Source organism: Hydrogenophaga palleronii NBRC 102513 (genome assembly GCF_001571225.1).
In the GTDB taxonomy this organism is placed as follows: Bacteria; Pseudomonadota; Gammaproteobacteria; order Burkholderiales; family Burkholderiaceae_C; genus Hydrogenophaga; species Hydrogenophaga palleronii.
Genome location: NZ_BCTJ01000006.1, coordinates 86,337 through 111,940 on the forward strand (window position 1 = coordinate 86,337; position 25,604 = coordinate 111,940).

At 68.8% G+C, this 25,604-nt stretch carries 23 protein-coding genes; 8 read left to right on the forward strand and 15 right to left on the reverse strand.

The annotated features are described in order from the left end of the window. Positions 1-78 precede the first annotated feature (78 nt). On the forward strand, positions 79-1,263 hold the full coding sequence (locus tag HPA01S_RS06755) for an aminotransferase class V-fold PLP-dependent enzyme (protein ID WP_066268124.1): 1,185 nt from the start codon (positions 79-81) through the stop codon (positions 1,261-1,263). Positions 1,264-1,299: 36 nt separating this feature from the next. Here HPA01S_RS06755 and HPA01S_RS06760 read toward each other — a convergent pair whose 3' ends face one another. Further along, positions 1,300-2,205 carry a LysR family transcriptional regulator gene (locus HPA01S_RS06760; RefSeq protein WP_066268126.1) on the reverse strand — a complete coding sequence of 302 codons (906 nt, stop codon included), beginning with the start codon at positions 2,203-2,205 and terminating at the stop codon, positions 1,300-1,302. 133 nt (positions 2,206-2,338) lie between these two features. On the opposite strand from HPA01S_RS06760, the gene HPA01S_RS06765 reads away from it, so the two are divergent. Continuing rightward, on the forward strand, positions 2,339-3,913 hold the full coding sequence (locus HPA01S_RS06765) for an MFS transporter (protein ID WP_084360506.1): 1,575 nt from the start codon (positions 2,339-2,341) through the stop codon (positions 3,911-3,913). A gap of 111 nt (positions 3,914-4,024) precedes the next feature. Here HPA01S_RS06765 and HPA01S_RS06770 read toward each other — a convergent pair whose 3' ends face one another. After that, positions 4,025-5,017, reverse strand: coding sequence for a quinone oxidoreductase family protein (locus tag HPA01S_RS06770; RefSeq protein WP_066268128.1), 993 nt, complete (start codon positions 5,015-5,017; stop codon positions 4,025-4,027). Between the two features lie 127 nt (positions 5,018-5,144). Here HPA01S_RS06770 and HPA01S_RS06775 point away from each other — a divergent pair, with 127 nt between their 5' ends. After that, positions 5,145-6,083 carry a DMT family transporter gene (locus HPA01S_RS06775; protein ID WP_066268130.1) on the forward strand — a complete coding sequence of 313 codons (939 nt, stop codon included), beginning with the start codon at positions 5,145-5,147 and terminating at the stop codon, positions 6,081-6,083. A 15-nt stretch (positions 6,084-6,098) separates the two neighbouring features. Here the strand turns inward: HPA01S_RS06775 and HPA01S_RS06780 are convergent, their stop codons facing one another. Genes HPA01S_RS06780 through HPA01S_RS06805 form a run of 6 tightly spaced genes read right to left on the reverse strand, consistent with a single transcriptional unit; the run spans position 6,099 to position 12,638 of the window. After that, the gene (locus HPA01S_RS06780) at positions 6,099-6,896 is read right to left on the reverse strand and encodes an SDR family oxidoreductase (protein ID WP_066268132.1); all 798 of its coding nucleotides are present in this window, start codon (positions 6,894-6,896) and stop codon (positions 6,099-6,101) included. A 21-nt stretch (positions 6,897-6,917) separates the two neighbouring features. Next, entirely contained in the window at positions 6,918-7,856 is a 939-nt protein-coding gene (locus HPA01S_RS06785) for a DMT family transporter (protein ID WP_066268134.1), read from the reverse strand. Between the two features lie 51 nt (positions 7,857-7,907). Continuing rightward, complete coding sequence (locus tag HPA01S_RS06790; protein WP_066268136.1) at positions 7,908-9,494, reverse strand: tripartite tricarboxylate transporter permease; 1,587 nt, start codon at positions 9,492-9,494, stop codon at positions 7,908-7,910. Between the two features lie 19 nt (positions 9,495-9,513). Beyond that, positions 9,514-10,020 (reverse strand): tripartite tricarboxylate transporter TctB family protein, encoded by a 507-nt coding sequence (locus HPA01S_RS06795; RefSeq protein WP_066268138.1) that lies wholly within the window; start codon positions 10,018-10,020, stop codon positions 9,514-9,516. A gap of 16 nt (positions 10,021-10,036) precedes the next feature. Continuing rightward, the gene (gene tfpB, locus HPA01S_RS06800) at positions 10,037-11,848 is read right to left on the reverse strand and encodes a type IV pilus assembly ATPase TfpB (protein ID WP_066268140.1); all 1,812 of its coding nucleotides are present in this window, start codon (positions 11,846-11,848) and stop codon (positions 10,037-10,039) included. 7 nt (positions 11,849-11,855) lie between these two features. After that, complete coding sequence (locus HPA01S_RS06805) at positions 11,856-12,638, reverse strand: spermine/spermidine synthase domain-containing protein (RefSeq protein ID WP_066268141.1); 783 nt, start codon at positions 12,636-12,638, stop codon at positions 11,856-11,858. Positions 12,639-12,783: 145 nt separating this feature from the next. Between HPA01S_RS06805 and HPA01S_RS06810 the strand changes: the two genes are divergently transcribed. After that, complete coding sequence (locus HPA01S_RS06810; protein ID WP_066268142.1) at positions 12,784-13,599, forward strand: mechanosensitive ion channel family protein; 816 nt, start codon at positions 12,784-12,786, stop codon at positions 13,597-13,599. 34 nt (positions 13,600-13,633) lie between these two features. Here the strand turns inward: HPA01S_RS06810 and HPA01S_RS06815 are convergent, their stop codons facing one another. Further along, positions 13,634-14,131, reverse strand: a complete 498-nt coding sequence (locus HPA01S_RS06815; protein ID WP_066268144.1) for a DNA-deoxyinosine glycosylase — start codon at positions 14,129-14,131, stop codon at positions 13,634-13,636. Then, positions 14,128-14,973 carry a TatD family hydrolase gene (locus tag HPA01S_RS06820; RefSeq protein ID WP_066268146.1) on the reverse strand — a complete coding sequence of 282 codons (846 nt, stop codon included), beginning with the start codon at positions 14,971-14,973 and terminating at the stop codon, positions 14,128-14,130. The genes HPA01S_RS06815 and HPA01S_RS06820 overlap by 4 nt, the downstream gene beginning before the upstream one ends. Before the next feature lie 77 nt (positions 14,974-15,050). Between HPA01S_RS06820 and HPA01S_RS06825 the strand changes: the two genes are divergently transcribed. After that, positions 15,051-15,485 carry an META domain-containing protein gene (locus HPA01S_RS06825; RefSeq protein ID WP_066268148.1) on the forward strand — a complete coding sequence of 145 codons (435 nt, stop codon included), beginning with the start codon at positions 15,051-15,053 and terminating at the stop codon, positions 15,483-15,485. A 108-nt stretch (positions 15,486-15,593) separates the two neighbouring features. On the opposite strand, the gene lolD is transcribed toward HPA01S_RS06825, so the two are convergent. Continuing rightward, positions 15,594-16,268 carry a lipoprotein-releasing ABC transporter ATP-binding protein LolD gene (lolD, locus tag HPA01S_RS06830; protein ID WP_066268153.1) on the reverse strand — a complete coding sequence of 225 codons (675 nt, stop codon included), beginning with the start codon at positions 16,266-16,268 and terminating at the stop codon, positions 15,594-15,596. Next, complete coding sequence (locus HPA01S_RS06835) at positions 16,261-17,517, reverse strand: lipoprotein-releasing ABC transporter permease subunit (protein ID WP_066268242.1); 1,257 nt, start codon at positions 17,515-17,517, stop codon at positions 16,261-16,263. Before HPA01S_RS06835 ends, lolD begins: the two co-directional genes overlap by 8 nt. A gap of 40 nt (positions 17,518-17,557) precedes the next feature. Here HPA01S_RS06835 and HPA01S_RS06840 point away from each other — a divergent pair, with 40 nt between their 5' ends. Together HPA01S_RS06840 and recJ are read left to right on the forward strand one after the other, a co-directional pair. Further along, the gene (locus HPA01S_RS06840; RefSeq protein ID WP_084360508.1) at positions 17,558-18,553 is read left to right on the forward strand and encodes a hypothetical protein; all 996 of its coding nucleotides are present in this window, start codon (positions 17,558-17,560) and stop codon (positions 18,551-18,553) included. Beyond that, a complete protein-coding gene (recJ, locus tag HPA01S_RS06845) occupies positions 18,550-20,370 on the forward strand; it encodes a single-stranded-DNA-specific exonuclease RecJ (RefSeq protein WP_066268154.1) in 1,821 nt (606 codons plus the stop codon). The genes HPA01S_RS06840 and recJ overlap by 4 nt, the downstream gene beginning before the upstream one ends. 315 nt (positions 20,371-20,685) lie before the next feature. Here the strand turns inward: recJ and HPA01S_RS06850 are convergent, their stop codons facing one another. From HPA01S_RS06850 to HPA01S_RS06860, 3 genes are all read right to left on the reverse strand, one after another. Then, entirely contained in the window at positions 20,686-21,948 is a 1,263-nt protein-coding gene (locus HPA01S_RS06850) for a putative Na+/H+ antiporter (RefSeq protein WP_066268155.1), read from the reverse strand. Positions 21,949-22,091: 143 nt separating this feature from the next. Beyond that, positions 22,092-22,835 carry a LytR/AlgR family response regulator transcription factor gene (locus HPA01S_RS06855; protein WP_066268156.1) on the reverse strand — a complete coding sequence of 248 codons (744 nt, stop codon included), beginning with the start codon at positions 22,833-22,835 and terminating at the stop codon, positions 22,092-22,094. A gap of 42 nt (positions 22,836-22,877) precedes the next feature. Then, positions 22,878-23,939: a sensor histidine kinase gene (locus tag HPA01S_RS06860; protein ID WP_066268158.1), complete on the reverse strand. Its 1,062-nt coding sequence runs from the start codon at positions 23,937-23,939 to the stop codon at positions 22,878-22,880. A 143-nt stretch (positions 23,940-24,082) separates the two neighbouring features. Between HPA01S_RS06860 and argH the strand changes: the two genes are divergently transcribed. Continuing rightward, positions 24,083-25,534 carry an argininosuccinate lyase gene (argH, locus tag HPA01S_RS06865; protein WP_084360509.1) on the forward strand — a complete coding sequence of 484 codons (1,452 nt, stop codon included), beginning with the start codon at positions 24,083-24,085 and terminating at the stop codon, positions 25,532-25,534. Positions 25,535-25,604 lie beyond the last annotated feature (70 nt).

The following is a 25,604-nucleotide window of genomic DNA, read 5'->3' on the forward strand; positions in this document are numbered from 1 at the left end:
CGGTGCCCGGCAGATGACCGGGCGCTGTGCTAGGCTGGCCGTCCTTTTTTGCGCCCCGCCCCCAACAGGAGACATCCCATGCCCGGACTGCTGCCCCACGTCGACCCCGACGGCCTGCTCGAGTTCTCGGTGGTCTACACCGACCGCGCCCTCAACCACATGTCCAAACGCTTCCAGGGCGTGATGACCGACATCTCGGCCATGCTCAAGCGCGTCTACGGCGCGCACTCGGCGGTGCTGGTGCCCGGCAGCGGCACCTTCGGCATGGAGTCGGTGGCGCGCCAGTTCGCGCACGGCAAGCATGTGCTCGTCATTCGCAACGGCTGGTTCAGCTACCGCTGGACGCAGATCTTCGACATGGGGCAAATCCCGGCCAGCCACACCGTGCTGAAGGCGCGCCCGGTCGCCACCGGCGCACAGGCCGCCTGGGCACCGGCGCCCATCGACGAGGTGGTGGCCACCATCGCGCGCGAAAAACCAGCCCTGGTGTTCGCACCGCACGTGGAAACCGCCTCCGGCATGATCCTGCCCGACAGTTACCTCAAGGCCGTGGCCGACGCGGTGCATGCGGTGGGCGGCCTGTTCGTGCTCGACTGCATCGCCTCGGGCGCGATGTGGGTCGACATGCAGGCCACCGGCGTGGACATCCTGATCTCGGCACCGCAGAAGGGCTGGAGCAGCTCGCCCTGCTGCGCCATGGTGATGTTGAGCGAACGCGCACGCGCCGCCATCGACGCCACCCAGAGCACCACCTTCGCGATGGACCTCAAGAAGTGGCTGCAGATCATGGAAACCTACGAAGGCGGCGGCCACGCGTACCACACCACGCTGCCGACCGACGCGCTCACGCGCCTGCGCGACACCATGCTGGAGACCGAGGCCTACGGCGTCGAACGCGTGCGCCAGGAACAGATCGCGTTGGGCACGCAGGTGCGTGCGCTGCTGGAGCAGCACGGCTTCGCCAGTGTGGCCGCACAGGGCTTCCAGGCACCGGGTGTGGTGGTGAGCCACACCACCGACCCGGACATCCAGTCGAGCAAGAAATTCCTCGCGCTGGGCCTGCAGACCGCGGCCGGTGTGCCGCTGCAGTGCGACGAAGGACCGGACTTCAAGACCTTCCGCATCGGCCTGTTCGGCCTGGACAAATGGCACGACGTGCCGGCCACGCTGCAGCACCTGGAGCGTGCACTGGCCGAGGTCGGCGGCAAACAGCCCCTGCGGCCTGAGCCGCATCTACACGTTGTCAGCGCCGGGTTGCACTGACCCGCCGCCTGGGGGCCATCGGCGGACGGGCCAGCCTTAGCCGATTTGACATTCGCTGGTGAAGAGGCGTTCGGCGATGAAGTCGACGAACACGCGCACCTTCGGGGACAGGTGGCGGCTCGACGGCCAGATGAGATTGAACTGCCCCGGTGCGTTGAGGTGGTCGAGCAGCAGCGGCACCAGGGCGCCCGACTTCAACGGGTCTTGTGCCAGGAAATCCGGCATGCAGCCGATGCCGATGCCACGCGTCACCGCGCCGCGCAAGGCCTCCATGTTGTTGCAGGTCATCACATGCTGGATGCGCATCTCCGGCTCACCCTCGGGCAGCGACAGCGGCCAGTCCTGGATCTTGCCGCTGTTGGGAAAACGGAAGCCGATGCTGCGGTGTGCCTTCAGATCGCGCGGGCATTGCGGCGTGCCATGCCGTTCGAGGTACTCGGGTGAAGCGCAGAGCAGCAGCCGGAAGGGCCGCAACGCCCGCACCATCAGGCGGCTGTCCGGCAACTGGCCACTGCGGATGGCGACATCCACGCCTTCCTCGATGAGATCCACGATGCGGTCGGAGAAGTCGAGGTCGAGTTCGATGTCCGGGTAACGCGCCATGAACGCTGGCAGCACCGGCAGGAGCAGGTGGTAGGCCACGATCGGGCTGGACACGCGAATGCGTCCCGTGGGGGATTCGCGGGTGCGCAGCAGGCTCTCGTGCGCATCGTCGAGGTCGTCGAGGATGCGCCGGCCACGTTCGTGAAAGGCGCGGCCCTCTTCGGTCAACCGCAGGCTTCGTGTCGAGCGCTGCACCAGGCGCACGCCGAGTCGATTCTCCAGCTTCGTGACCGCCTTGCCGACCGCCGAGGGTGACAGCCCCAGCACGCGGCCGGCCGCGACAAAGCTGCCGAGATCGGCGGTTCTCACAAAGGCGGCAAGGCCGGTCCACCGATCCATGTCCACTCCATTCGATCCATTTGCGCTCTATTGAAAGGAGCGATCGCCATCTTATCAATTATTCGAGCGTGAATAAACTCAACGGCATGCAGGGGGGCCATCGCCCCCGTGCCGCACCGAACCGAGAGCCACCATGCCGAACGACCGCATCACACCCCCCACCCGGAAGTGGCTCGCCCTGCTCGCGATCTGCGCCGCGGCCGCCGCCATGCCGCTGACCTTCACCGGGACCGCGGTCGCGCTGCCCGCCATCGGCCATGCGCTCGGCGGCACGCCCGTCGCCATGGCCTGGGCCACCAACGCCTTCATGCTCACATTCGGCTCGGCGCTGATGGTGGCGGGCGCGCTGGCCGACAACCACGGGCGCAGGCGCGTATTTCTGTCGGGGTCGCTGGCCTTCGCGCTGTTCTCGCTCGCGCTCGTCTTCGCGCCCGGCATTCTTGTCTTCGATCTGCTGCGTGGTGGTCAGGGCCTGGCCGCGGCGGCCGCCTACGCCGGTGGTGCGGCCGCGCTGGCGCAGGAGTTCGAGGGCCAGGCCCGCCTGCGCGCCTTCAGCCTCATGGGCACGAGTTTTGGCGTCGGCCTGGCGCTCGGCCCCATCGCCTCGGGCCTGATGATCGAGGTCTTCGGCTGGCGCAGCATCTTCCTGGCGGTGGTGGCCCTGACCACGTTCGCGTTCGTGCTGGCCCGTTTCGCCTTGACGGAAAGCCGCGACCCCGCCTCGAGCGGACTGGACAGTCGTGGCGCGCTGGTCTTCACGGCCATGCTCGCGCTCTTCACCTGTGGGATGCTGCTCGTCCCGGAACGGGGATGGAGCAGTGCCAGCGTGCTGGCGCTGCTGGTGGGGTCGTTGGTTTGCCTCGTCGCCTTCATCGCGGCGGAGCGACGCATCAGCCGCCCCATGCTGGATCTTTCGCTCTTCCGCTACCCACGCTTCGTCGGCGTGCAGCTGCTTGCCGCCGCGCCCGCCTACGGTTTTGTCGTCCTGCTGGTGCTCCTTCCTCTGCGTTTCGTGGGCATCGAGGGCATGGGCGAGGTGGCAGCGGGCAGCATGATGATCGCGCTGTCGACACCGCTGTTGGTGCTGCCGGTCGTGGCAGGCATGCTGGTGCGCTGGTTTCAGCCGGCGACGATCTGCGGCGCCGGCCTGCTTGTCTCCGCGGCCGGCCTGTTCTGGCTCGCCCTGACGCCGATCGGCGCACCGGTTGCGGAGACCGCCCTGCCGATGCTGCTCATCGGCCTCGGCATCAGCCTGCCATGGGGTTTGATGGACGGGCTGGCGGTCAGCGTCGTGCCAAAGGAACGGGCAGGCATGGCGACCGGGATTTTCTCCACCGTGCGCGTCGCTGGCGAAGGCGTGGCGCTCGCCGTGGTCGGCGCTGTGCTCTCCATGCTCATCTCCGGCAGCATCGCTGCCTCGGACGTGGCCGGCAACGCGCCGGCAGCGGCGCAACGCCTCGCGGGAGGCGACCTCCAGGGGGCACTCGCCCTCCTGCCGGGCACCGACTCGGCCACATTGCTGGCGCTTTATGGACAGGCGTTTGCCTGGCTTCTCATGCTGCTCGCCGGCATCACCGCCATCACCGCCGTCGTCGTGTTCCTGTTCCTTGGCAGCGGCGAGACGCCCAACCCTGTCGCCGCGACCGAGCCAGACGAGGCGCAGACGCCACCACCGCCGCGGGCCAGCTCACCAAGCTGTTCGGCCTGATGCAATCCGTTTCACGTTCGCGGCGCGGCGCGGCCCAAGCCCGGGAGACCGGGTGCGCGCCCGCACCGCTGTGCTTCCGCCCGGCATTCGCGCACCGCAGCCGCGCAGCACTCAGGGCAGCAGCACCGTGCAGCCGGTGGTGGCCCGCGCTTCCAGGCTCTTGTGCGCGGCCTGCACATCGGTCAGCGCAAAGCGCTGGTCGATGCGGATCTTCACCTGCCCCGCTTCGACCACGGCGAACAGGTCGTCGGCCATGGCCTGGGTGCGCTCGCGGCTGGTGATGTGGGTGAACAGCGTCTGGCGCGTCACGTACAACGAGCCCTTGGCCAGCACGGCCGGGGCGAACGGCGCCACCGGGCCCGAGGCGTTGCCGAAGCTGGCCATCAGGCCGAAGGGGCGCAGGCAGTCGAGCGATTTCTCGAAGGTGTCCTTGCCGACCGAGTCGTACACCACCTTCACGCCCTGGCCGTTGGTGATGTCCTTGACGCGCGCGGCAAAGTCTTCGGTGCGGTAGTTGATGGCGTGGCTCGCGCCGTGCTCCAGCGCCAGCGCGCATTTTTCGTCCGAACCGGCGGTGCCGATCAGCTGCAGGCCGAGCGCCTTGGCCCATTGGCAGGCGATCAGGCCGACACCACCGGCGGCGGCGTGGAACAGCACGAAGTCGCCCGCCTCCAGGCCTTCCACCGGCCGCGCGCGCTTGAGCAGATACTGCGCCGTCAGGCCCTTGAGCATCATGGCGGCACCGGTCTCGAAGTCGATCACGTCGGGCAGCTTGCAGACGTTCATCGCCGGCATCACGCGCACGTCGCAGTAACTGCCGGGCGGGTTGGCGGCGTAGGCCGCGCGGTCGCCGGCCTTGAGGTGGGTCACGCCCTCACCCACCGCCTCCACCACACCGGCACCCTCCATGCCCAGCGCCAGCGGCATGGTGTTCGGGTAAAGGCCGGTGCGTTGGTAAACGTCGATGAAGTTCAGGCCGATGGCGTGGTGGCGGATGCGCAGCTGGCCCGGGCCGGGCTCGCCCACGCTCACGGTGTCGACCACCAGTTGTTCGGGGCCGCCATGGGCGTGGATGCGCACGGCGCGGCTGGTCTGTTCGCTCATCGAAGGCTCCTTGAGGTGTCGTGATGTCCAGGTGGCGATGCTGCCACGGATTGCCGGCACGTCTCAGCCGGCCGGGCAATCTCCCCAACCCGCGGCCAGGGATGGCCACGCGCGTACAGTGCAGCCGATGTCCCAGCCCGCCGGCACCCGCCTCTCTGCCACCACCTTGCTCATGCTGCTCCTGCCGCCGCTGCTGTGGGCCGGCAACGCGGTGCTGGGCCGCATGGTGCAGGGCCTGGTGCCTCCGGTCACGCTGAACTTCCTGCGCTGGGCGCTGGCCTTCGTGCTGCTGTTGCCGATCGCCGGCTGGGTGCTGCGGCCCGGCAGCGGTTTGTGGCCCCACTGGCGGCGCTTCGCCTTGTTGGGCCTGCTGGGCGTGGGCTCGTACAACGCGCTGCAATACCTGGCCCTCAAGACCTCCACGCCGATCAACGTGACGCTGGTGGCCGCCAGCTCGCCGGTGTGGATGCTGCTGCTCGGGCGCCTGCTGTACGGGGTGGCGATCTCGCGCCGCGCCGCGCTCGGCGCCGCCTTCTCGCTGATCGGCGTGGCGGTGGTGCTGTCGCGCGGCCACCTGGAGCAATTGCTCGCGGTGCGGCTGGTGCCGGGTGACTTCTGGGTCCTGCTCGCGTCCATCCTGTGGGCCTGGTACAGCTGGCTGCTGGCACGGCCCAAACCCGGTGCCGAGCCGGCGGCCATCAAGGCCGACTGGGCGGCCTTCCTGCTCGCGCAGATCGTGCTCGGCCTGTTCTGGTCGGGGCTGTTTGCGGCCGGCGAATGGCTGGTGTTGCCCGAGCTGCCGCCGGGTGAATCGCACATCCACTGGGGCTGGCCGACAGCCGCCGCGCTGCTGTACTTTGCGGTCGGCCCGTCGCTGATCGCCTACCGCTGCTGGGGCACCGCCGTGGCGCGCGTGGGCCCCGCACTGGCCAGCCTGTTCCAGAACCTGACCCCGCTGTTCGCCGGGCTGCTGTCGGCCACCTTGCTGGGCGAGCCACCGCAGCCGTACCACGTGGCCGGCTTCGTGCTGATCGTCGGCGGTATCCTGGTGTCGTCGCGGCGCTGACGCGCCGCCCCTGCCTCAGAAGGTGCCGGGGTAGGCGCCGCCGTCGGCCAGCACGTTCTGGCCCGTGATGTAGCCGGCGTGCACACTGCACAAAAACGCGCAGATGGCGCCGAACTCCTGCGGCGTGCCGAAGCGCTGCGCCGGGATGGTCTTGCGGCGCGCATCGGCAATTGCCTCCACGTCCCGGCCGGTCTTGCTGGCGGCACCTTCCATGGTGACGCGCAAACGGTCGGTGTCGAACGCACCGGGCAGCAGGTTGTTGACGGTCACGCCCTTGCCGGCCAGCGGGCTGCGCGCGACCCCGGCAACAAAGCCGGTGAGGCCGCTGCGCGCGCCGTTGGACAGCCCCAGGATGTCGATCGGTGCCTTCACCGCACCCGAGGTGATGTTGACCACACGGCCGAAGCCGCGCTGCGCCATGCCGTCCACCAGTGCCTTGAGCAGTTCGATCGGCGTCAGCATGTTGGCGTCCAGCGCCTTGATCCATTCGTCGCGCTCCCAGGCCCGGAAGTCACCGGGCGGCGGGCCGCCGGCGTTGTTGACCAGGATGTCGAACGCCGTGCCCGGTCCACCGGCCACCGCCAGCGCCGCCGCGCGGCCTTCCGGCGTGGTGATGTCGGCGGCCACGCCGAGCACGCTCACGCCCGGCGCCGCTTCACGCAGGGCGGCCACGGCCGCATCGAGTGCGGCCGCGCCACGCGCCACCAGCACCACGTTCACCCCTTCGGCGGCCAGCGCCTGCGCGCAGCCCAGGCCGAGGCCCTTGCTCGCGCCACACACCAGCGCCCATTTGCCCTTGATACCCAGGTCCATGTGAATCTCTCCAGTCGTCGATTATTTGGAAGTGCCGCGGCCAAAGCGCGTCACCAGGAAAACACCACCGAGCACCAGCACCGTGCCGGCAACGATCCAGCGGTTGAAAGGCTCGTCGAGGATCAGCACGCCCATGAGGATGGTGGACATCGGGCCGATCATGCCGGTCTGTGCGGTCAGGCCGGCGCCGATGCGCTCGATCGCCATCATCACCATCAGCACCGGCGCAAAGGTGCACAGGGTGGCGTTGAGCAGCGACAGCCAGATCACCTCGGGCGCCACCGCGGCCGCGCCCATGGGCCGCAGCAGCACGAACTGCAGCAGGCACAACACGCAGGCCACACTGGTCGCCAGCCCCACCAGGCGCATGGAGCCGAGGCGCTTGACCATCTCGCCGCTGTAGACCAGGTAGATCGCATAACTCACGGCGCTGGCGAACACCAGCAGCGCACCGAGCAGCGCATGCGGCCCCTGCGCACCGGCCTCGTGCCCGAACACCAGCAGCACACCGGCGTAACTCACCGCCATGGCGATGGCCTGCAGGCCGGTCACGCGGCGTTTGTAGACCAGCCAGCCCAGCAGCAGGACCAGCGTGGGGTTGAGGTACAGGATCAGGCGCTCCAGGCTGGCGCTGATGTATTGCAGGCCCCAGAAGTCGAGAAAGCTCGCGAGGTAATAACCGGTGAAGCCGAGGCCGAGAACGCCCAGCCAGTCGCGCCGCGTCAGCGCCGCCGGCTTCACGCCGTTGCGCGGCCGGCCGGCCCACCAGGCCAGGGCCAGGAACAGCGGCAGCGCGAACAGCATGCGGTACATGATGAGCGTGACCGCATCCACGCCGTGGCGGTAGGCCAGCTTGACGATGATGGCCTTGCCGCTGAAGGCGATGGAGCCGGCGCTGGCGAGCAGCAGGCCACTGGCGACATGGGACGAAACGGGATGGGCGGGCGGCGTGGCAGGCATTGGCGCGATTATCCCGGCTGACCCGCGGCAACGCCCCCGCAGGGCCATGCCCTATGGCGAACGCTGCCGTCTCGGTTGCAGCACCACCACCAGCAACAACAAGATGGCGGTCATCAAGAGCAGCGCCGACACCGGCCGCTCGATGAACACGAACCAGTCGCCGCGCGCGAGCTGCAGGGCATGGCGCAACTGCTCTTCCAGGTCGCTGGCCAGCACGAAACCGAGCAGCAGCGCCACGCCTTCGCAACCCAGGCGTTGCAGCACGAAGCCCAGCAGGCCCAGGCCCATCACCAGCCAGACACCCCAGCCGTGTGGACCGAGCGCCAGCGCACCCAGGCCGCAGGCCACCAGCATCGCGGCCAGCAGCGCACGGCGCGGCAGGCGCAAGACCTGCAACAGCGCCGGTGCCCACCAGCGCGCCAGCGGCAGGTTGAGCGCCAACAGGAACAGGTTGCCGACCCACATCGACACCAGCAGGCCCCAGAACAGATCGGGCTGCACCTGCATCACCGCCGGCCCGGGTTCGATCGCGTGCAGGCCGAGCGCGCCCAGCAGCAGGGCCATCACGGTGTTGGGCGGCAGGCCGAGCGCCAGCATGGGCAGGTAGGCGGTCTGGGCGCCGGCGTTGTTGGCCGCCTCGGGCGCGGCCACGCCACGCAGATTGCCCTGGCCCAGCGGCGGTGTGCGCTGGCGCGAGACCACGGCCTCCAGCCGGTAGGCCGCCAGCGAGGACAGCAACGCCCCGCCCCCGGGCACGACGCCGAGCACCGCGCCCAGGCCGGTGCCACGCAACATCGCCGGCCAGACCTGCTTCAACTCCTCGCGGCTCGGCCGCGTCTGCAGATCCAGCGCCGCGGTGCGCGGCGGCAACGCTGGTGGCTGGGTGGCCGTGGGCGCGGACGGTGTGGCCGGTGCCAGCGCCGACAGGCCGGCCAGCTCGGCCGCGACCGGCGCCACCACAAAGAAACCCAGCGCCAGCGCGATGAAGCCCACGCCCTCGCTCAGGCCATGGTGGCGGCCCATCCAGGGCTCCAGGCCTTCGGGCACGAAACGCGCGGTGCCGGTGTGCACGTCCCAGCCCATCAGCCCCAGCAGCAGGCCCAGCACCGCCATCGCCAGCGCCTTGAGGAAGGAACCCGAGGCCAGCACGGTGGCGCCCACCAGGCCGACCACCAGCAACAGGAAACGCTCGGCAGCACCGAACTGCTGGCCGAGCGACACCACCCACGGCGCCAGCAGCACCACCAGCGCGATGGCCAGGCAACCGGCGACGCAGGAGCTGATGGTGGCGGTGGCCAGCGCGGCACCGGCGCGGCCCTGCAAGGCCAGCGGGTGGCCGTCGTGGCTGGTCATCACCGACGAGGCTTCGCCGGGCTGGTTCAACACGATGGCGGGCAGCGAGCCGCCGTACTGCGCGCCGTAGTACACGCCGGCCAGCACCAACAAGGCAGGCAGTGCCGGCAGGCCGAGCGTGGCCGGCAGCAGCAGGGTGATGGCGGCCACCGGCCCCAGGCCGGGCAACACGCCGAACACGCTGCCGACCAGCACACCGAGTGCGATCAGCCCCAGCGCCTGCCAGCCCCAGACCGCCACCAGGCCTTGCTGCAGCGCCGCCCACCAGGAAAAGTCGAAGCCCATGGCGGTGCCTGTGCCGCGTTCAGTTGCCGGCCCGCGTGGGCCACAGCGGCAGGTCCAGATCCAGCGGGCCGACCCACAGCACCAGCACCAGCAGCGCCAGCCCGATGGACCAGAGCCAGACCCGCGCCGGCGTGCCACCCGGCGTGCCGGGCACCACCGCCAGCAGCAGGCCGGCCACACCGGCCACCAGCCCGAAAGTGGGCCAGCCCTGGAACCAGGGGCCGATCCAGGGCCATTGCGCCGGGCCGCTGCACAGCGCCAGCCAGAACAGGCCGGCGAGCAGGCGCAACAAGGGGCCAAAGCCCCAGTGCCGCACACGGCCGCCACCCAGGGCCTCGAAGGTCAGCGCCTTGAACAGGATGCAGATGCCGAGCAGGCCGAGCAGCAGGCCCAGCAGCAGCGGCACATAACCGGGCCCCATGTCGGCCGCCGAACCCAGGCTGTGGCGCGAAGCCGCCCAGCCAAAACCCACGCCCAATGCCAGGAACAGCAAGCCTGTCAGACAGTCCTGCAGGTTCTTGATCATGGCGCCGGCCCCGCGCTCACTGCACCGGCGGCGTACACGCCAGCACCTCGTCCATGGTGGTCTGGCCTTCGGCCACGCGCGCCGCGCCACCCAGGCGCAGCGGGCGCATGCCGTCCTGCACCGCCTGCTTGCGCAGCGCGTCCAGCTTGGGCTCACCGCTCACCTTGTCCTTGAAGGCTTCGGTGACCACCAGCAGTTCGTACAGGCCCATGCGGCCACGGAAGCCGGTCATGCGGCAGTCCACACAACCCACCGGCTGGTAGGGCCGGTAGCTGCCGCTGACCTGCCAGGGTTTGACCAGCTCGGCCAGCTCGGTGCGCGAGGCGGCGGTTTCGTCCACGTCCTGCGGCTTGCGGCAGGCCGGGCACAGCGTGCGCACCAGGCGCTGCGCGAGCACGCCGAGCACGGTGGCATTGATGAGGTAGGGCGGAATGCCCAGCTCCATCAGCCGCATGATGGCCGAAGGCGCGTCGTTGGTGTGCAGCGTGGTGAACACCAGGTGGCCGGTGAGCGCGGCCTGCACCGCCATCTCGGCGGTGGCCAGGTCGCGCACCTCGCCGACCATGATGATGTCCGGGTCCTGCCGCATGAGCGAGCGCAGGCCCTGCGCAAAGTCCAGGTCGAGGTGCGGCTGCACCTGGGTCTGGTTGAAGGCCGGTTCGATCATCTCGATCGGGTCTTCCACCGTGCTCACGTTCACCTCTTCGGTGGCCAGCCGCTTGAGCGTGGCGTAGAGCGTGGTGGTCTTGCCCGAGCCGGTGGGCCCGGTCACCAGCACGATGCCATGCGGGCGTTTGGTGAGGCCTTCCCAGCGCTGCGCGTCGTGCGGTGCAAAACCGAGCGCGCTCAGGTCTTTCACTGTCGACTCGGGATCGAAGATGCGCATCACCAGCTTTTCGCCGAAGGCGGTGGGCAACGTGGACAGGCGCATTTCCACCTCGTCGCCACGCGCGCCGCCAACACCGGGGCGCAGCGTCTTGATGCGCCCGTCCTGCGGCCTGCGCCGCTCCACCACGTCCATGCGGCCGAGCAGCTTGATGCGCGCGGTCATGGCGTTCATCACGCCGATCGGCATCTGGTAAACCGGGTGCAGCACACCGTCGATGCGGAAGCGGATCACACCCTGCTCGCGCCGCGGCTCCAGGTGGATGTCGCTGGCGCGCTGGTCAAACGCGTACTGCCAGAGCCAGTCCACCACCTGCACCACGCCCTGGTCGTTGGCGTCGAGCTGCTTGTTGGCCTTGCCGAGTTCCACCAGCTGCTCGAAGCTGTTGAAGCCCTGTGCGCCGGTCTTGCTGGCCGCGCGCACCGACTTGGCGAGGGCAAAAAATTCGCCGGTGAAGTTGTTGATGGCCTGCGGGCTGGACAGCACCAGGCGCACGGTGCGCCGGGTCTGGCGCTCCACCTCGGGCACCCAGTCGCGGATGAAGGGTTCGGCCGTGGCCACCACCACCTCGCTCGCGCTCACCTGCACCGGCAGCACCTTGTGGCGCTCGGCGTAGGCCGCGCTCATCACGTCGGCCACCTTGCCCACGTCGACCTTGAGCGGGTCGATGCGCATGTACTCCAGCCCGCTGCGTTTGGCCAGCCATTGCGTGAGCGCCTCGACATCGAGCACATGGTGGTCGGCGGCGCGTGCCATGCCCACCACCGCCAGCCGCTGCAACGGGTGCTGCGAGCTGTGGGCCGAGGCGCAGCGTGCGGTGGTGCGTTCGGCCTCTTCGGCCGAGATCACACCGTCCTCGCGCAACCAGCCGACCAGCGTGCGCCAGTCCAGCGGACCATCGAAGCTCTTCTGTGGTGCGTCGACGGCGGCGGAGGTTTTCATGGGTGTTTCAGGATACCGGTTTGAACAGGCGCAGCCACTTCACCGCGGGCAAACCCCAACGGGCCTGCACCGCCTCGGCGCGTGCCAGCAAGGCCATGCGCGTCGGGCGCTCGGCGGTGCGCTGTGCCAGCACCACGGTGTTGCCTTCGCGCGTGGGCTTGAAGGCCCACACCGCATCGTCGCCGAACGCGGCGCAGATGCTTTGCAGCGAGCGCTCGTAGCTGGTGTCGCGGCCGAACAGGTTGACGGTGAGGCAACCGTCGTCGGTGAGTGCGGCGCGGCAGTCGGCGTAGAAGTCGGGGCTGTCGAGCACCGGGGCGGCGGCCTCGTGGTCGTACAGGTCGACCTGCAGGGCATCGTAGGCGCCCACGTGGGCAGCGGCGCGGATTTCTTCACCGGCATCGGCCAGCAGCACGCGCAGGCGCGGGCCATCGGCCGGCAGCTTGAACCACTGGCGGCACACCGCGAGCACCTGCGGGTTGATCTCGATCGCGGTGGTGTCCATGCGCAGCTTCTTGAAGCAGTACTTGGTCAATGCCGCCGAGCCCAACCCGAGCTGCAGCGCGCGGCGCTTGGCCACCGACTCGGGTTCAACGAACAGCAGCCAGGCCATCATGCGCTGCACGTAGTCGAGCTCGATTTCGAACGGTGCCTCCAGCAACATGGAGCCCTGGATCCACTCGGTGCCCAGGTGCAGGAAACGCACCTCGCTGTCTTCGGAGATGGTCACTTCGGGCAGCACGGGCGCGCCACGGCGGGCGCGCGCGGCGGCGTTGGCGCCGGCCTTCATGCCACACCCCCGTCACCCAAAATGTTTACAAAAAGGCACAATGCGCTCGGCAAGGACAGCCCGCCTTCACAAGACATCGGGCGCGCGGGCAGGTGGAAGGGATTCGGCATCAATCTGTGCAAGTCTGAACTGGAGGGAAACCATTATGAACACGGAAGTGATCTGGAACTTCATCGTCACCCAGGGTGCCGATTTCGGCCTCAAGGTGCTGGGCGCCATCGTCGCCTGGATCGTCGGGCGCTGGCTCATCGGCGTGGCGGTCAGCCTGATCGGGCGCGCAATGGAAAAAGGCCGCAAGCTCGACGAGACCCTGATCCGTTACCTCAAGTCCATCATCTCGGTGCTGCTGACGCTGGTGCTGATCCTGGCGATCCTCGACATCTTCGGCGTGCGCACCACCTCGTTCGCCGCCCTGCTGGCCGGTGCCGGCCTGGCCATCGGCGTGGCCTGGAGCGGCATGCTGGCGAACTTCGCCGCCGGCATCTTCCTGCAGGTGCTGCGGCCCTACAAGGTGGGTGACTTCATCAGCGCCGGCGGCACCATCGGCACGGTGAAGGAGCTCGGCCTGTTCGCCACCACCATCCTCACGCCCGACAACGTGACCACCATCGTGGGCAACAACAAGGTGTTCTCGGACAACATCCAGAACTTCAGCCAGGAACCGTTTCGCCGCGTGGATTGCCTGGCCAAGGTGGCCAACAGCGTGGACGTGAACGACGCCATGGCGCGCCTGCGGGTGGCCGTGGCCGCCATCCCCAACGTGGTCGCCTCACCCGCGCCGGACGTGGAAATCCTGCAGTTCACGCCCGAAGGCCCGTTGCTCTGCGTGCGGCCGTACACCCACACCGACCACTACTGGCAGGTCTACTTCGACACCCACAAGGCGGTGGTCAGCACCTTCGGCGCGGCGGGTTACCCGGTGCCGGAAACGCCGGTGCTGCACCGCACGGTGGCGGCCTGAGGCACTCGCCAACAGACGGCGCGGGGCTGGCCGCTCAGCCACCCGCGCCGTGCCGGCGCAGCACCTCGGCCCAGGCCGCCAGCTTGCGGTCAAAACTCCAGCTGGCATTGGCCGGGCTGGTGGACGGCAGCTTGTACAGCGGCACGCCGAGTTTTTCGGTGTGCGTGGCGTGGCGAAAACTCTCGGCGCCGTTGTGCGCGATGGCGCCCAGCTTGGGACACTGCCAGCGCACCATCGAAAAATCGTTCAGCGCGGCGTTCTGGATGTTCACGTCCAGGCTGCCTTCGCGCTCGCAGGCGCCGTACACATCCCACACGCCGAGGCCGTGCGCGCGCAGGGCGGCAACGCGGTCGACATAGTCCATCGCCGGCAGCGGCAGCGCCCACAGCGCGCCGAGAATCTTCCAGAAGTGGTTCTGCGGGTGGCCGTAGTACTGCTGCGTGCGCAACGAAGCCACACCCGGGAAGCTGCCGAGCACCAGCACGCGGGTGTCGGCATCCAGCACCGGCGCCAGGCCTTGCAGCCGGCTCATGTGACTGGCTCCAGCGCCTGCAACCCCGGCAGGGCCGCGAGTGCGTTGGTGGTGCTGGCCTGTGCCATGTGCTCCACCGGGATGTTGCGCAAGCCCGCCACCACCGCACCGATGCGTGGCAGTTCCAGCGGGCTGTTCACACCCTGGGCGCGGCCGGCCTCGCGCTCGGCGGCGGTCACGTACAGCCATTGCGGCGGGATGTCGGGCGCGTCGGTCTCCAGCACCAGGGCCGACAGCGGCAACTCAGTCGCCAGCCGGCGCAGCTGGCGCGCGGTGTCGAAGGTACAGGCGCCACCGAAACCGAGCTTGAAGCCCAGCTCGATGAAGGCCATGGCCTGTTGTTCGCTGCCGTTGAAGGCGTGGGCGATGCCGCCACTCACCGGGCGCTCGCGCAGGTGCTTGAGCAAAATGTCGGCGCTGCGCCGCACGTGCAGGATCACCGGCAGGCCGTGCCGGTGCGCCAGCTTGAGCTGCGCTCGGTAGAAAAAAACCTGGCGCTCGCGCATCTCGGGTGTGCACAGCGCGGGCACGAAGAAGTCCAGGCCGATCTCGCCCACCGCCACCAGGCGCGGGTCGTCGCGGTGTTCGGTGAGCGCAGCGTCGAGCGCGGCCAGGTCGCTGTCGTCTGCGCGCGGCACGTACAGCGGGTGGATGCCCAGCGCGTAGGCGTCGCCGGTGCGGTGCGCGAGGCGGCGCACGGTGTCGAAGTTGCTGCGTTCCACCGCCGGGATCACGCACAGGCCCACGCCCCGCTCGGCCGCGCCGCGGCGCTGGCTCAGGGTGAGCGCATGGTCGGCGCCGAACTCGGGCGCGTCCAGATGGCAGTGTGTGTCGATCCACATGGCGGTATAAGGGGCATTGTGCCGGCAAGTCCCATGGCGGCCGGCGCAGCACAACAACAACCCGGAAGGAAACCGACATGTCCCTGTCTCAACCACGCTCCCGCCTCGCCTGGCTCGCCGCTCCGGCGCTGATGGTCCTCACCGCCTGCGCCATGCCCGGCGCCCCCGCCGCCGCACCGCTGGTGGGCAGCGAGTGGTTGCTGGAAGACCTGGGCGGGCGCGGCGTGCTCGACCGCGTGCAAGCCACGCTGGCCTTCCCCGAAGCCGGGCGCGTGGCAGGCAACAGCTCGTGCAACCGTTTCTTCGGTTCCTACACGCTGATGCAGGACAAGGTGGCGTTCGGCCAGCTCGCGGGCACTCGCATGGCCTGTACCGAAGCGGTGAACGAGCAGGAGATGCGGTACCTCGACGCGCTGCAGAAGGCGCAGCGCCTGGAGGTGCAGGGCAAGACCCTGCTGATGCACGTGCAGGGCCTCGACAAGCCGCTGCGTTTCACGCGCACCAAGCCCTGATCTTCACACTGCGGCCCCGGAGCGGATTGCCTGATCCAGTGCAGCCCGGGAACCGGCTCTGCCGGGCCTGAGGCTGCACCCCCGCGCAGAGCGCGGCGGGGGGTGTCCTCAGTCCAATACGCCCGTCGTCAGACGCAGCACGCGGCCGCAACGCGCGGCCAGGCTCTCGTCGTGGGTGACGACGATGAACGACGTGCCCTGGTCCCGCGCCAGCTCCATCATCAGCTGAAACACGCCTTCGGCGGTGCTGCGGTCGAGGTTGCCGGTGGGCTCGTCGGCCAGCACGCAGGCCGGCTGCGCCACCAGCGCACGCGCAATCGCCACGCGTTGGCGTTCACCACCCGAGAGTTCGGCCGGCCGGTGGTGCAAGCGCTCGCCCAGGCCCACACGCGTGAGCATGCGGGTCGCCTGCTCGGCCGCCTCGGCGCGCGGCAGGCGCCGGATCCACAGAGGCATGGCCACGTTGTCGCGTGCGCTGAACTCGGGCAGCAGGTGGTGGAACTGGTAGACGAAGCCCAGGTGCCGGTTGCGCAGCTCGCCCTGCTGCGCGGCGTTCAGGCCCGACAGCGTCTGGCCCATCAGCTGCACGCTGCCGGCGCTGGGGGCGTCCAGCCCGCCCAGCAGGTGCAGCAGCGTGCTCTTGCCCGAACCGGAGGCGCCCACGATGGCGACGGTCTCGCCCCTGCGCACGCTCAGGTCCACGCCCTTGAGCACGGTGACGTCGAGCCGGCCTTCGTGAAAACGTTTGGTGAGGCCTTGGGCCTGAAGTACGAGGTCACTCATAGCGAAGGGCTTCTGCAGGGTTGACGCGGCTCGCGCGCCAGCTCGGGTAGATGGTGGCCAGGAAGGACAGCACCAGCGAGATCACCGCCACCGGCAGGATGTCGCTCTGCTGCGGATCGCTCGGCATGCGGCTGATCAGGTAGATGTCCTGCGGCAGGAAGCTCGCGCCCAGCAGGCGTTCGAGCGCCGGCACGATGGTGTCGATGTTGAAAGCGATACCCAAGCCGAGCAGCAGGCCCGCCCCGGTGCCGATGATGCCGACCATCGCACCCTGCACCATGAACACGCCCATGATGCTGCGCGGGCTCGCGCCCAGGGTGCGCAGGATGGCGATGTCGGCGCGCTTGTCGGTCACCGTCATCACCAGGGTGGACACCAGGTTGAAGGCGGCCACGGCGACGATCAGCGTGAGGATGATGAACATCATGCGTTTTTCGAGCTGCACGGCCGCGAACCAGGTGCGGTTCTGGCGCGTCCAGTCGCGCACCAGCAGGCCGGGGTCGAGGTCGGCGGCGATGGACAACGCCACCTCGCGCGCCTGGTGCAGGTTCTTGATCTTCACGCGCACGCCGGTCGGGCCTTCCACGCGGAAGATGCGTGCCGCGTCGTCCTGGTGCAGCAGGGCCAGCGCCGAGTCGTATTCGAAGTGGCCGGAATCGAAGGTGCCCACCACCGTCATCTGGCGGATGCGCGGCACCACGCCGGCCGGCGTCACCTGGCCGCTGGGCGCGATCAGCGTCACCGTGTCGCCGGCGATCACGCCCAGGCTGCGCGCCAGTTCACCACCGAGGATGACGCCGAACTCACCCGGCACCAGGCGTGGCAGCAGGGTGTCAGACAAGTCAGCCACCAGATCGGTCACCTTGGGTTCAAGCGCCGGGTCGATGCCGCGCACCAGCGTGCCCTTCATGTCCTCGCCGCGTGCGATCAGCGCCTGCGCGCCCACGAACGGCGCGGCGCCCAGCACTTCCGGATGGCGCTCGATGCGCGCCAGCGTCTCGGCCAGATCGGGGATGGCCTGGCCGTTGGGTTCAAACACCTCGATGTGCGACAACACGCCCAGCATGCGGTCACGCACCTCCTTCTGGAAGCCGTTCATGACCGAGAGCACGATGATGAGCGCAGCCACCCCCAGCGCAATGCCCAGCATGGACACGCCCGAGATGAAGGAGATGAAGCCGTTGCGCCGGGTGGCGCGGCCGGCGCGGGTGTAGCGCCAGCCCAGGATGAGTTCGTATGGGGTTTGCATGGTGAAGTGCGGGCATTGTGGCATCCCCGACAATCGGAGCATGCCCGCATCCCACACGGCCTCTGAGCCGACCCCGCACCTGCTGGTTCCTTTCGCCAGCGCGAGCGACCCCGGCTGCCGCGCCGTGTTGCCGCAGCTGAAGCTGCCGCAGCTCGGCGCGCTGCTGGCCGAACTGACACCGGTGGTGGCCGACACGGGCGACGAGCACAGCCTGAGCCCACCGCACGAACGCGCGCTGGCGCAGGCCATCGGCCTGCTGCGCGCCGACGGTTGCCCGTTCGACGACGGCCTCATTCCCTGGGCCGCGCTCGACGATGCGCAGCCAGGCACACCGCAGGCCTGGTTCACGCCCTGCCACTTCCAGGTCGGCATGGAGCAGGTGACGCTGCTGCCGCCGGATCAGCTCGACCTGAACGACGCGCAGTCGCGCGCACTGTTCGATGCGCTGGCACCGTATTGCGCCGAGGACGGCATCACGCTGAGCTACCAGTCGGCCACGCGCTGGCACGCACGCGGCGAGCCGCTGCGCGGCATTGCCTGCGCCAGCCTGGACCGCGTGGGCGGCCGCTCGGTGGAAGCCTGGATGCCGGAGAGCACGGCCAACCCGCCGGGCAGCCGCCTGCTCAAGCGCCTGCAGAGCGAGGCGCAGATGCTGTTCTACACGCACGCCGTGCACGATGCGCGCGCAGCCGCGCGCCAGCACCCGGTCAACGGCTTCTGGGTCAGCGGCGCGGGCGCGCTCGACCATGCCCTGCCACGGTACACACCGCCCACCCAGCCCCAGGGCCTGCGGCAGGCCGCGCTGCAAGCCGACTGGTCCGGCTGGCAACAGGCCTGGGCCGCGCTCGACGCCGGCGACATTGCGCAGGCGCTGGCGCGTGTGCAGCGCGGTGAGCCCTTCACCCTGACGCTCTGTGGCGAACGCAGCGCACAACGTTTCACCCATGCCCCGCGCAGCGCCGTTGCGCGTGTGGGCCGATGGATCAAGAACCTGCCGGGCCGTGCCCCGGCCTGGAAGACGCTGGAAACCCTATGAAGATCATCACCCGCGACGTGCCTCCGCGCGCCGCCTGGACCCTGGAACAAGGCGGCCTGCACCCGCTGCTGGCGCGCCTGTTCGCCGCGCGCGGCATCACCAGCCCGGACGAACTCGACGACTCGCTGGCGCGCCTGATTCCGCCCACGCAAATGCTGGGCGCGCAAGACGCGGCGTGCGCCCTGGCCGACGCCATGGCGGCGCAGAAAAACATCTGCATCGTGGCCGACTACGACTGCGACGGCGCCACCGCCTGCGCGGTCGGCCTGCGCGGCCTGCGCCTGCTCGGCGCGCCGATGGGCTTCGACCGCGTGAACTACCTGGTGCCCGACCGCGTCACCGACGGTTATGGCCTCACGCCCTCGATTGCCAGACGCGTGAAGGCGCAAGGCGCCGACGTGCTGGTGACGGTGGACAACGGCATCGCCAGCGTGGACGGCGTGCGCGCCGCGCGCGAGCTGGGCCTGCAGGTGATCGTCACCGACCACCACTTGCCGGCCTTGAAAGACGGCGAGATCACGCTGCCCACCGACTGCATCATCGTCAACCCCAACCAGCCCGGCTGTCCGTTTGAAAGCAAGTCGATTGCCGGCGTGGGTGTGATGTTCTACGTGCTGCTGGCGCTGCGCGCCGAATTGCGCGAGCGCGGTGTTTTCAGTGCGCGCCCCGACGCCGGGCCGCCCCAAGGCGGGGCAGCGCCCGTGGGGGGCAGCGCACCACGCGAAGCGGGCAGCGTGGGGGCAGCCGTCCCTCAGCCGAAGATCGACGCCCTGCTGCCGCTGGTGGCACTCGGCACGGTGGCCGACGTCGTCAAGCTCGACGCCAACAACCGCCGCCTGGTCTCGCAGGGTTTGAAGCGCGTGCGCGCCGGCGCCATGCCGCCGGGCATGACGGCCCTGTTCAACGCCGCCGCGCGCAAGCCGGCCGCGGCCACCGGCTTCGACTTCGGTTTTGCCCTCGGCCCGCGCCTGAACGCGGCCGGCCGCCTGGCCGACATGACGCTGGGCATCGAATGCCTGACCACCGACGACGCGCTGCGCGCCGACGAGCTGGCGCGTACGCTGGACGGCATCAACCGCGAGCGCAAGGCCATCGAAGGCGACATGCGCGAGCAGGCGCTGCAGATGGCCGAGGAGATGTTCGACGAATCGGAAGAGCCGCCGCCCGCGCTGGTGGTGTTCGACCCCGACTTCCACGAAGGCGTGGTCGGCATCGTGGCCTCGCGCCTGAAGGACAAGCTGCACCGCCCGACCTTCGTGTTCGCCGCCAGCGGCGCCGAGGGCAAGGAGCACGAGCTCAAGGGCTCGGGCCGCTCCATCGCCGGCTTCCACCTGCGCGACGCTCTCGACCTCGTCGCCAAGCGCCACCCGGGTGTGCTGCTGCGTTTTGGCGGCCACGCGATGGCCGCCGGCTGCACCATCGACGAAGAGCACCTGGAAACCTTCGAGGCCGGCCTGCAGCAGGTGGCCCACGAGTGGCTCGACGCCGCCACCCTGCAGCGCCGCATGGAGGCCGACGGCCCGCTGGACACGCAGTACCGCCGCGCCGACATGGTGGATACGCTGCACAAGGAGGTGTGGGGCCAGGGCTTTGCGCCGCCGGTGTTCTGCGAGGAAGTGCAGGTGGTGTCGCAAAGGCTGGTGGGTGAGAAGCACCTGGCCCTGAAGCTCAAGCACCAGGGCGAGCCGGTGGACGGCATCTGGTTCGGCCACACCGACCCGCTGCCCGCACGCGTGAAGATCGCCTTCCGCCTCGACGCAGACGAATGGCAGGGCCAGCGGCGGGTGCGGTTTCTGGTGGAGGCGGCGGAGATCTGAACGGTATCCGCTTCCCGGGTCTGGGTTCGCCTGGGTTTCGCTCAGGCGCCTCGCGGGATCAAGGTCACGGCGCGCCCTGCTCCGCGAATGTCCCCCGGCGGCTGGTGCCGCCTCCTCCTTGATTTCGCTGCGCAGAGCACCCCATGCCCTCGATCTGAAGGAACAGTGGCGTGCCTGCGCTGGCGCGCCGACAGGTCGCTGGTGATCGGGTGGTTCGCCGCAGCGAAATAAAGGGGGAGAACCGGCGCAGCCGGTTCGGAGGACATTCGCGGAGGCGAGCCGCCCGGTCACCAGCGACCGGCGCCTCGTCAACGCTCAAAGAAGCCAAAACGCAGCGGCAGCGACAGCCGTCGGCCCCAGAGCGCCCAGCAACAAACCCACCGCACTCACGGTTTCGTCTGCAAAGCCGCGCTTGAGCAACGCGACACCGGCCGGATTGGGCGCATTGGCGATGACCGTGAGGCCACCGCCGGCCACGGCTCCTGCGACCAGCATGTATTTCGCCTCATCGGAAATGCCGGCGATGAGCGAGCCCAGGTAGGTGAGCGCCGCGTTGTCGGTGATGGCCGTCAGCCCCAGTGCGCCGAAGAACAGCGCCACCGGCTCCAGCCCGGAGACGATCGGCTGCAGCCACCACGCCTGCATGCCGCCCAGCACCACCAGACCGGCCAGGAAAAAGGCCACCAGCAAGGCTTCCTTGAGGATGAGCGGGTTCTGGTGTTCGCGGTAGGCCTGCGTGAAGCCCATGAACAGGAGGAACAGGCCCAGGAAGATCACCGGGTGGTGCGCAAAAACCACCACGCCGGCCAGCAGCCCCAGGTGAATGGCCACCACCGGCAGCGGTACACGGGTTTCCTTGGGCAAACCATCGTTGACCAGCGGGCCACTGCCCAGATGCGGGCCGAGCACCAGTGTGGCCACCGTGGCATTCACGACGACCGCCAGCGCCGCCTTCCAGCCGAAGTGGGTGAACATGAAGGCACTGTCCCATTGCCAGGTGGTGGCCACCATAAGCACCGGCGGTGCTGCATACGAAGTGAGCGTGCCGCCGATGGAGATGTTCACGAACAACACGCCCAGCGCCAGGTATTTCGCGCCCTCAGGCACATGGGGGCGGAATATGCGCGGTGCCAGCATCAGCGCGGCAATCGTCATGGCCGCCGGCTCGGTGATGAGCGAGCCCAGCAGCGGCACGGCGGCCAGGCCGAGCCAGGCGGTGGCCAGGGGTGTGGAAAAGGGCAAACGCTCGGCGATGCTGTGCACGCCCGCCATCACGGTGCGCAGCACCGGCCGCGACGCGGCCATCACCATCACGACAAAGACGAACAGCGGTTCGGTGTAGTTGCGCGATTCGGCATAGGCCAGTGCCTGGTCGCCGCCGACCGCGAGCGACATGCCCACGATCAACACCATGGCCCAGAAGCCAAACACCACTTCCACCTCGCCCAACAGGTGGAAAAGGCCGGCGTGGCGGGGGAAACGATGGGAGAGCCGCTCGAACTGCTTGGCCGCGAAGGTGTGCAGGAGGGCGATGGCAAAGATGGCGGCAGCCATCCACTCGACGAAGGTCTGGGTCATGGGTCAGGTCGCAGGAAAACCGCGAGGCGGCCCGACCATTCGCAAAACCTGACACGCCCCCTTGGCGTGCCACCCGTGCGCGATTTTAGCTGGGCAGGTGTGTCATGAGCCGAGCCTGCCGAGAACGCATGGCCCGAAACAACTCAGCTCATCAAGGCTTCACGCACCGCCGCCAGTTGCCGGCGCGACACCGCCAGGCGCTCGTCCACGCCGTCGAGCCGCACCATCCAGCCCTCACCCTCGACCGGGTCGTTGTGTTTTTCCACCGCACGCACCGCGCGGCGCGACACCAGGGCATTGCGGTGCACACGCACGAACAGGTGGGCGTAACGCTGTTCGAGGTCGCTCAGTGCGCCGTCGAAGATGTGTTCCTTTTCGGCCGTGCGCACGGTGATGTACTTCAGCTCGGCCTTGAGGTAGATCACGTCGGCCAGCGCCACGCGTTCGCTGCGGCCCCGCTCCTGGATGATCAGGCTCTCGGGCAGGCCGGTGGCGTCCTGCGCGCCTTCGGCCGCGCTGCGCTGGCGCACCACCTTCTGCAGCGCCTGCTGCAGGCGCTCGCGCCGCACCGGCTTGGTGAGGTAGTCCACCGCTTCCAGCTCGAACGCGTGCACCGCGTGCTCGGCGTAGGCGGTGACGAACACGATGGCCGGTGGCGAGGCCATCTGGCGCAACGTATTGGCCAGCGAGATGCCGTCCACGCCAGGCATGTGGATGTCCAGCATCAGCAGGTCGCAGCCGGTGCGCTGGATCTGCTCCATTGCCTGCACCGCGTTCGAGGCTTCACCCACCACGTCGGCGCGCGGCTCGGTGCATTCGCCCAGCAGCGTGCGCAGCCGGGACCGCGCCAGCGCTTCATCGTCAACGATCAATACCTTCAGTGCCATGTCACCCTCTCCATTGTCCGATCTGGGTCGGCGAAACCCCGCTTATACCGGTATTTCGAGTCTTACCTGAAACACGCCGTTGACCAATGCGCTCTGAAAACGCCCCTGCACGTCGTGCAGCAGCGTCAGGCGCTGGCGTACGTTGTCCAATGCCAGCCCGTTGCCCGGGCGCCCGCTGCCCGCCGGCACGGTGTTGGTGACCTTGATGACGACCACACTGCCGCGGCGCTGGGTGCTGATGCGCACCACCGCCCCGCTGGCGCTGGGCTCGACCCCGTGTTTGACCGCATTCTCCACCAACGGCTGCAGGATCAGCGGCGGCAATTTGGCGCGCGAGGCGGTTTCGTCCACGCTCCACTCCACCCGCAGCCGGTCGCCAAAACGCACCTGCTCGATCGCCAGGTAGTGTTCGGCCAGGTCCAGCTCCTGGCGCAGCGGCACCGCCTCCTTGGCGTCGGCCAGCGCATGGCGGAACAGCTCGCTCAGGTCTTCCAGCAGGTTTTCGGCCTTGGCCGGCTCCTCGCGCACCAGCGCAATGGCGCTGTTGAGCGTGTTGAACAGAAAGTGCGGGCGGATGCGCGCCTGCAGCTCGGCCAGCCGGGCCGTGGTGCCGGCCGGGCCGCGCGCCTTGGAGCGCCACATGAGCGCGGCCACCAGCACGCTGGAGACCAGCGCGCCCGAGGCGGCGCTGGCCAGCCAGGGCGAGGGCTCGGCCAGGCCCATCCAGACCAGCAGGCCGCAGCCGTACAGGCCGGAGAGCGCGCCGAAACCGATGGCCGCCGCCCACTGGCCGGGTATAGGCAGCAAGCCGAGCTGGCGCTTGAGGCCGCAGACCGTGAGCAACCAGGCCAGCACCGCCGGCAGCGCGGCCCCGGTGTAGATGGCCGTCTGCGTGACCCAGGTGAAGAACGTGGTGGCGCCGAACAGCGCGGCCACCACCACGATGGCCTGCACGAACAGCACGGCACGCAACACCGTGCCGACCTGGCAGGTGTCGAAGACCTGGACCCGCATCCGCAGGTGTTCGGGCATCTCCGCAATCGGGCGCGCACCCGCGGCATGCGCCAGTTCCTGGAAGCTCGATAAAATTCTGGAATCTTTCATGGGAAGCACATCCGTCTTCGGGTCTACCCGTGAGGGCCTCTACAGGGTCCAATGCGCCGTCAACCGGCCCGGGCGTCCTGCCCAAAGCTCCATCCCTGGCGGACTTCCGCTTCCTCATTTCTCATCCAGCCGCTGGCAAAACCATGTCCACCAACCAATTCGATAAAAAATCCGAAGCCTGGTCCGCCCTATTCTCGGAGCCCATGAGCGAGTTGGTCAAGCGCTATACCGCCAGCGTGTTCTTCGACAAACGCCTGTGGCAGGCCGACATCAGCGGCAGCCTGGCCCACGCGGAAATGCTCGCGCACCAGAAGATCATCGGCACCGCCGACCACGAGGCGATCCAGCGCGGCATGGCGCAGATCACGACCGAGATCGAATCCGGCGCCTTCGAGTGGAAGCTCGACCTGGAAGACGTGCACCTCAACATCGAGGCGCGCCTGACGCAACTGGTGGGCGATGCCGGCAAGCGCCTGCACACCGGCCGCAGCCGCAACGACCAGGTCGCCACCGACGTGCGCCTGTGGCTGCGCAGCGAGATCGACCTGATCCTCCCGCTGCTCAACGAGCTGCAGACCGCGCTGGTCGAGGTGGCGGAGCAGAACGTCGAGGTGATCCTGCCCGGCTTCACCCACCTGCAGGTGGCGCAGCCGGTGAGCTTTGCCCACCACCTGCTGGCTTACGTGGAAATGTTCTCGCGCGACGCCGAGCGTTTTGCCGACGTGCGCCGCCGCACCAACCGCCTGCCGCTGGGTTCGGCCGCGCTGGCCGGCACCACCTACCCGCTGGACCGCGAACGCGTGGCGCGCACCCTGGGCATGGTGGACGAACACGGTGAACCGCAGGTGTGCCAGAACAGCCTGGACGGCGTGAGCGACCGCGACTTCGCGATCGAATTCACCGCCGCCGCATCGCTCTGCATGGTGCACGTGAGCCGCTTCAGCGAAGAACTCATTCTCTGGATGAGCCAGAACTTCGGTTTCGTGAAGATCGCCGACCGCTTCACCACCGGCAGTTCCATCATGCCGCAGAAGAAGAACCCCGACGTGCCCGAGCTCGCGCGCGGCAAGACCGGCCGCGTGGTCGGCCACCTCATGGGCCTGATCACGCTCATGAAGGGCCAGCCGCTGGCCTATAACAAGGACAACCAGGAAGACAAGGAGCCGCTGTTCGACACCGTGGACACGCTCAAGGACACGCTGCGCATCTTTGCCGAGATGGTCGGCGGCCAGGTGAACCCGGCCAATGGCAAGAAGGAAGGCGGCATCACCGTCAACGCCCTCGCCATGGAAGAGGCGGCCAAGAAGGGTTACGCCACCGCCACCGACCTGGCCGACTACCTGGTGAAGAAAGGGCTGCCGTTCCGCGACGCGCACGAAACCGTGGCGCACGCGGTGAAGGCCGCGGTGTCGCACAACTGCGACCTGTCCGAGCTGCCGCTGGCGGTGCTGCAGGGCTTCAACAGCAGCATTGAAAAAGACGTCTACGAATGCCTGAGCCTGCGTGGCAGCCTGAACGCGCGCAACACCCTGGGCGGCACCGCGCCGGCCCAGGTGCTGGCGCAGATCGCGCGCCACCGCCGCCGCCTCGGCTGAAGCGTTGCGCTGCCGGCATCTGCTGGCAGCTGCGTGACGGAAAGTGGGGGGTGCTTTCCGCTACGCTTAG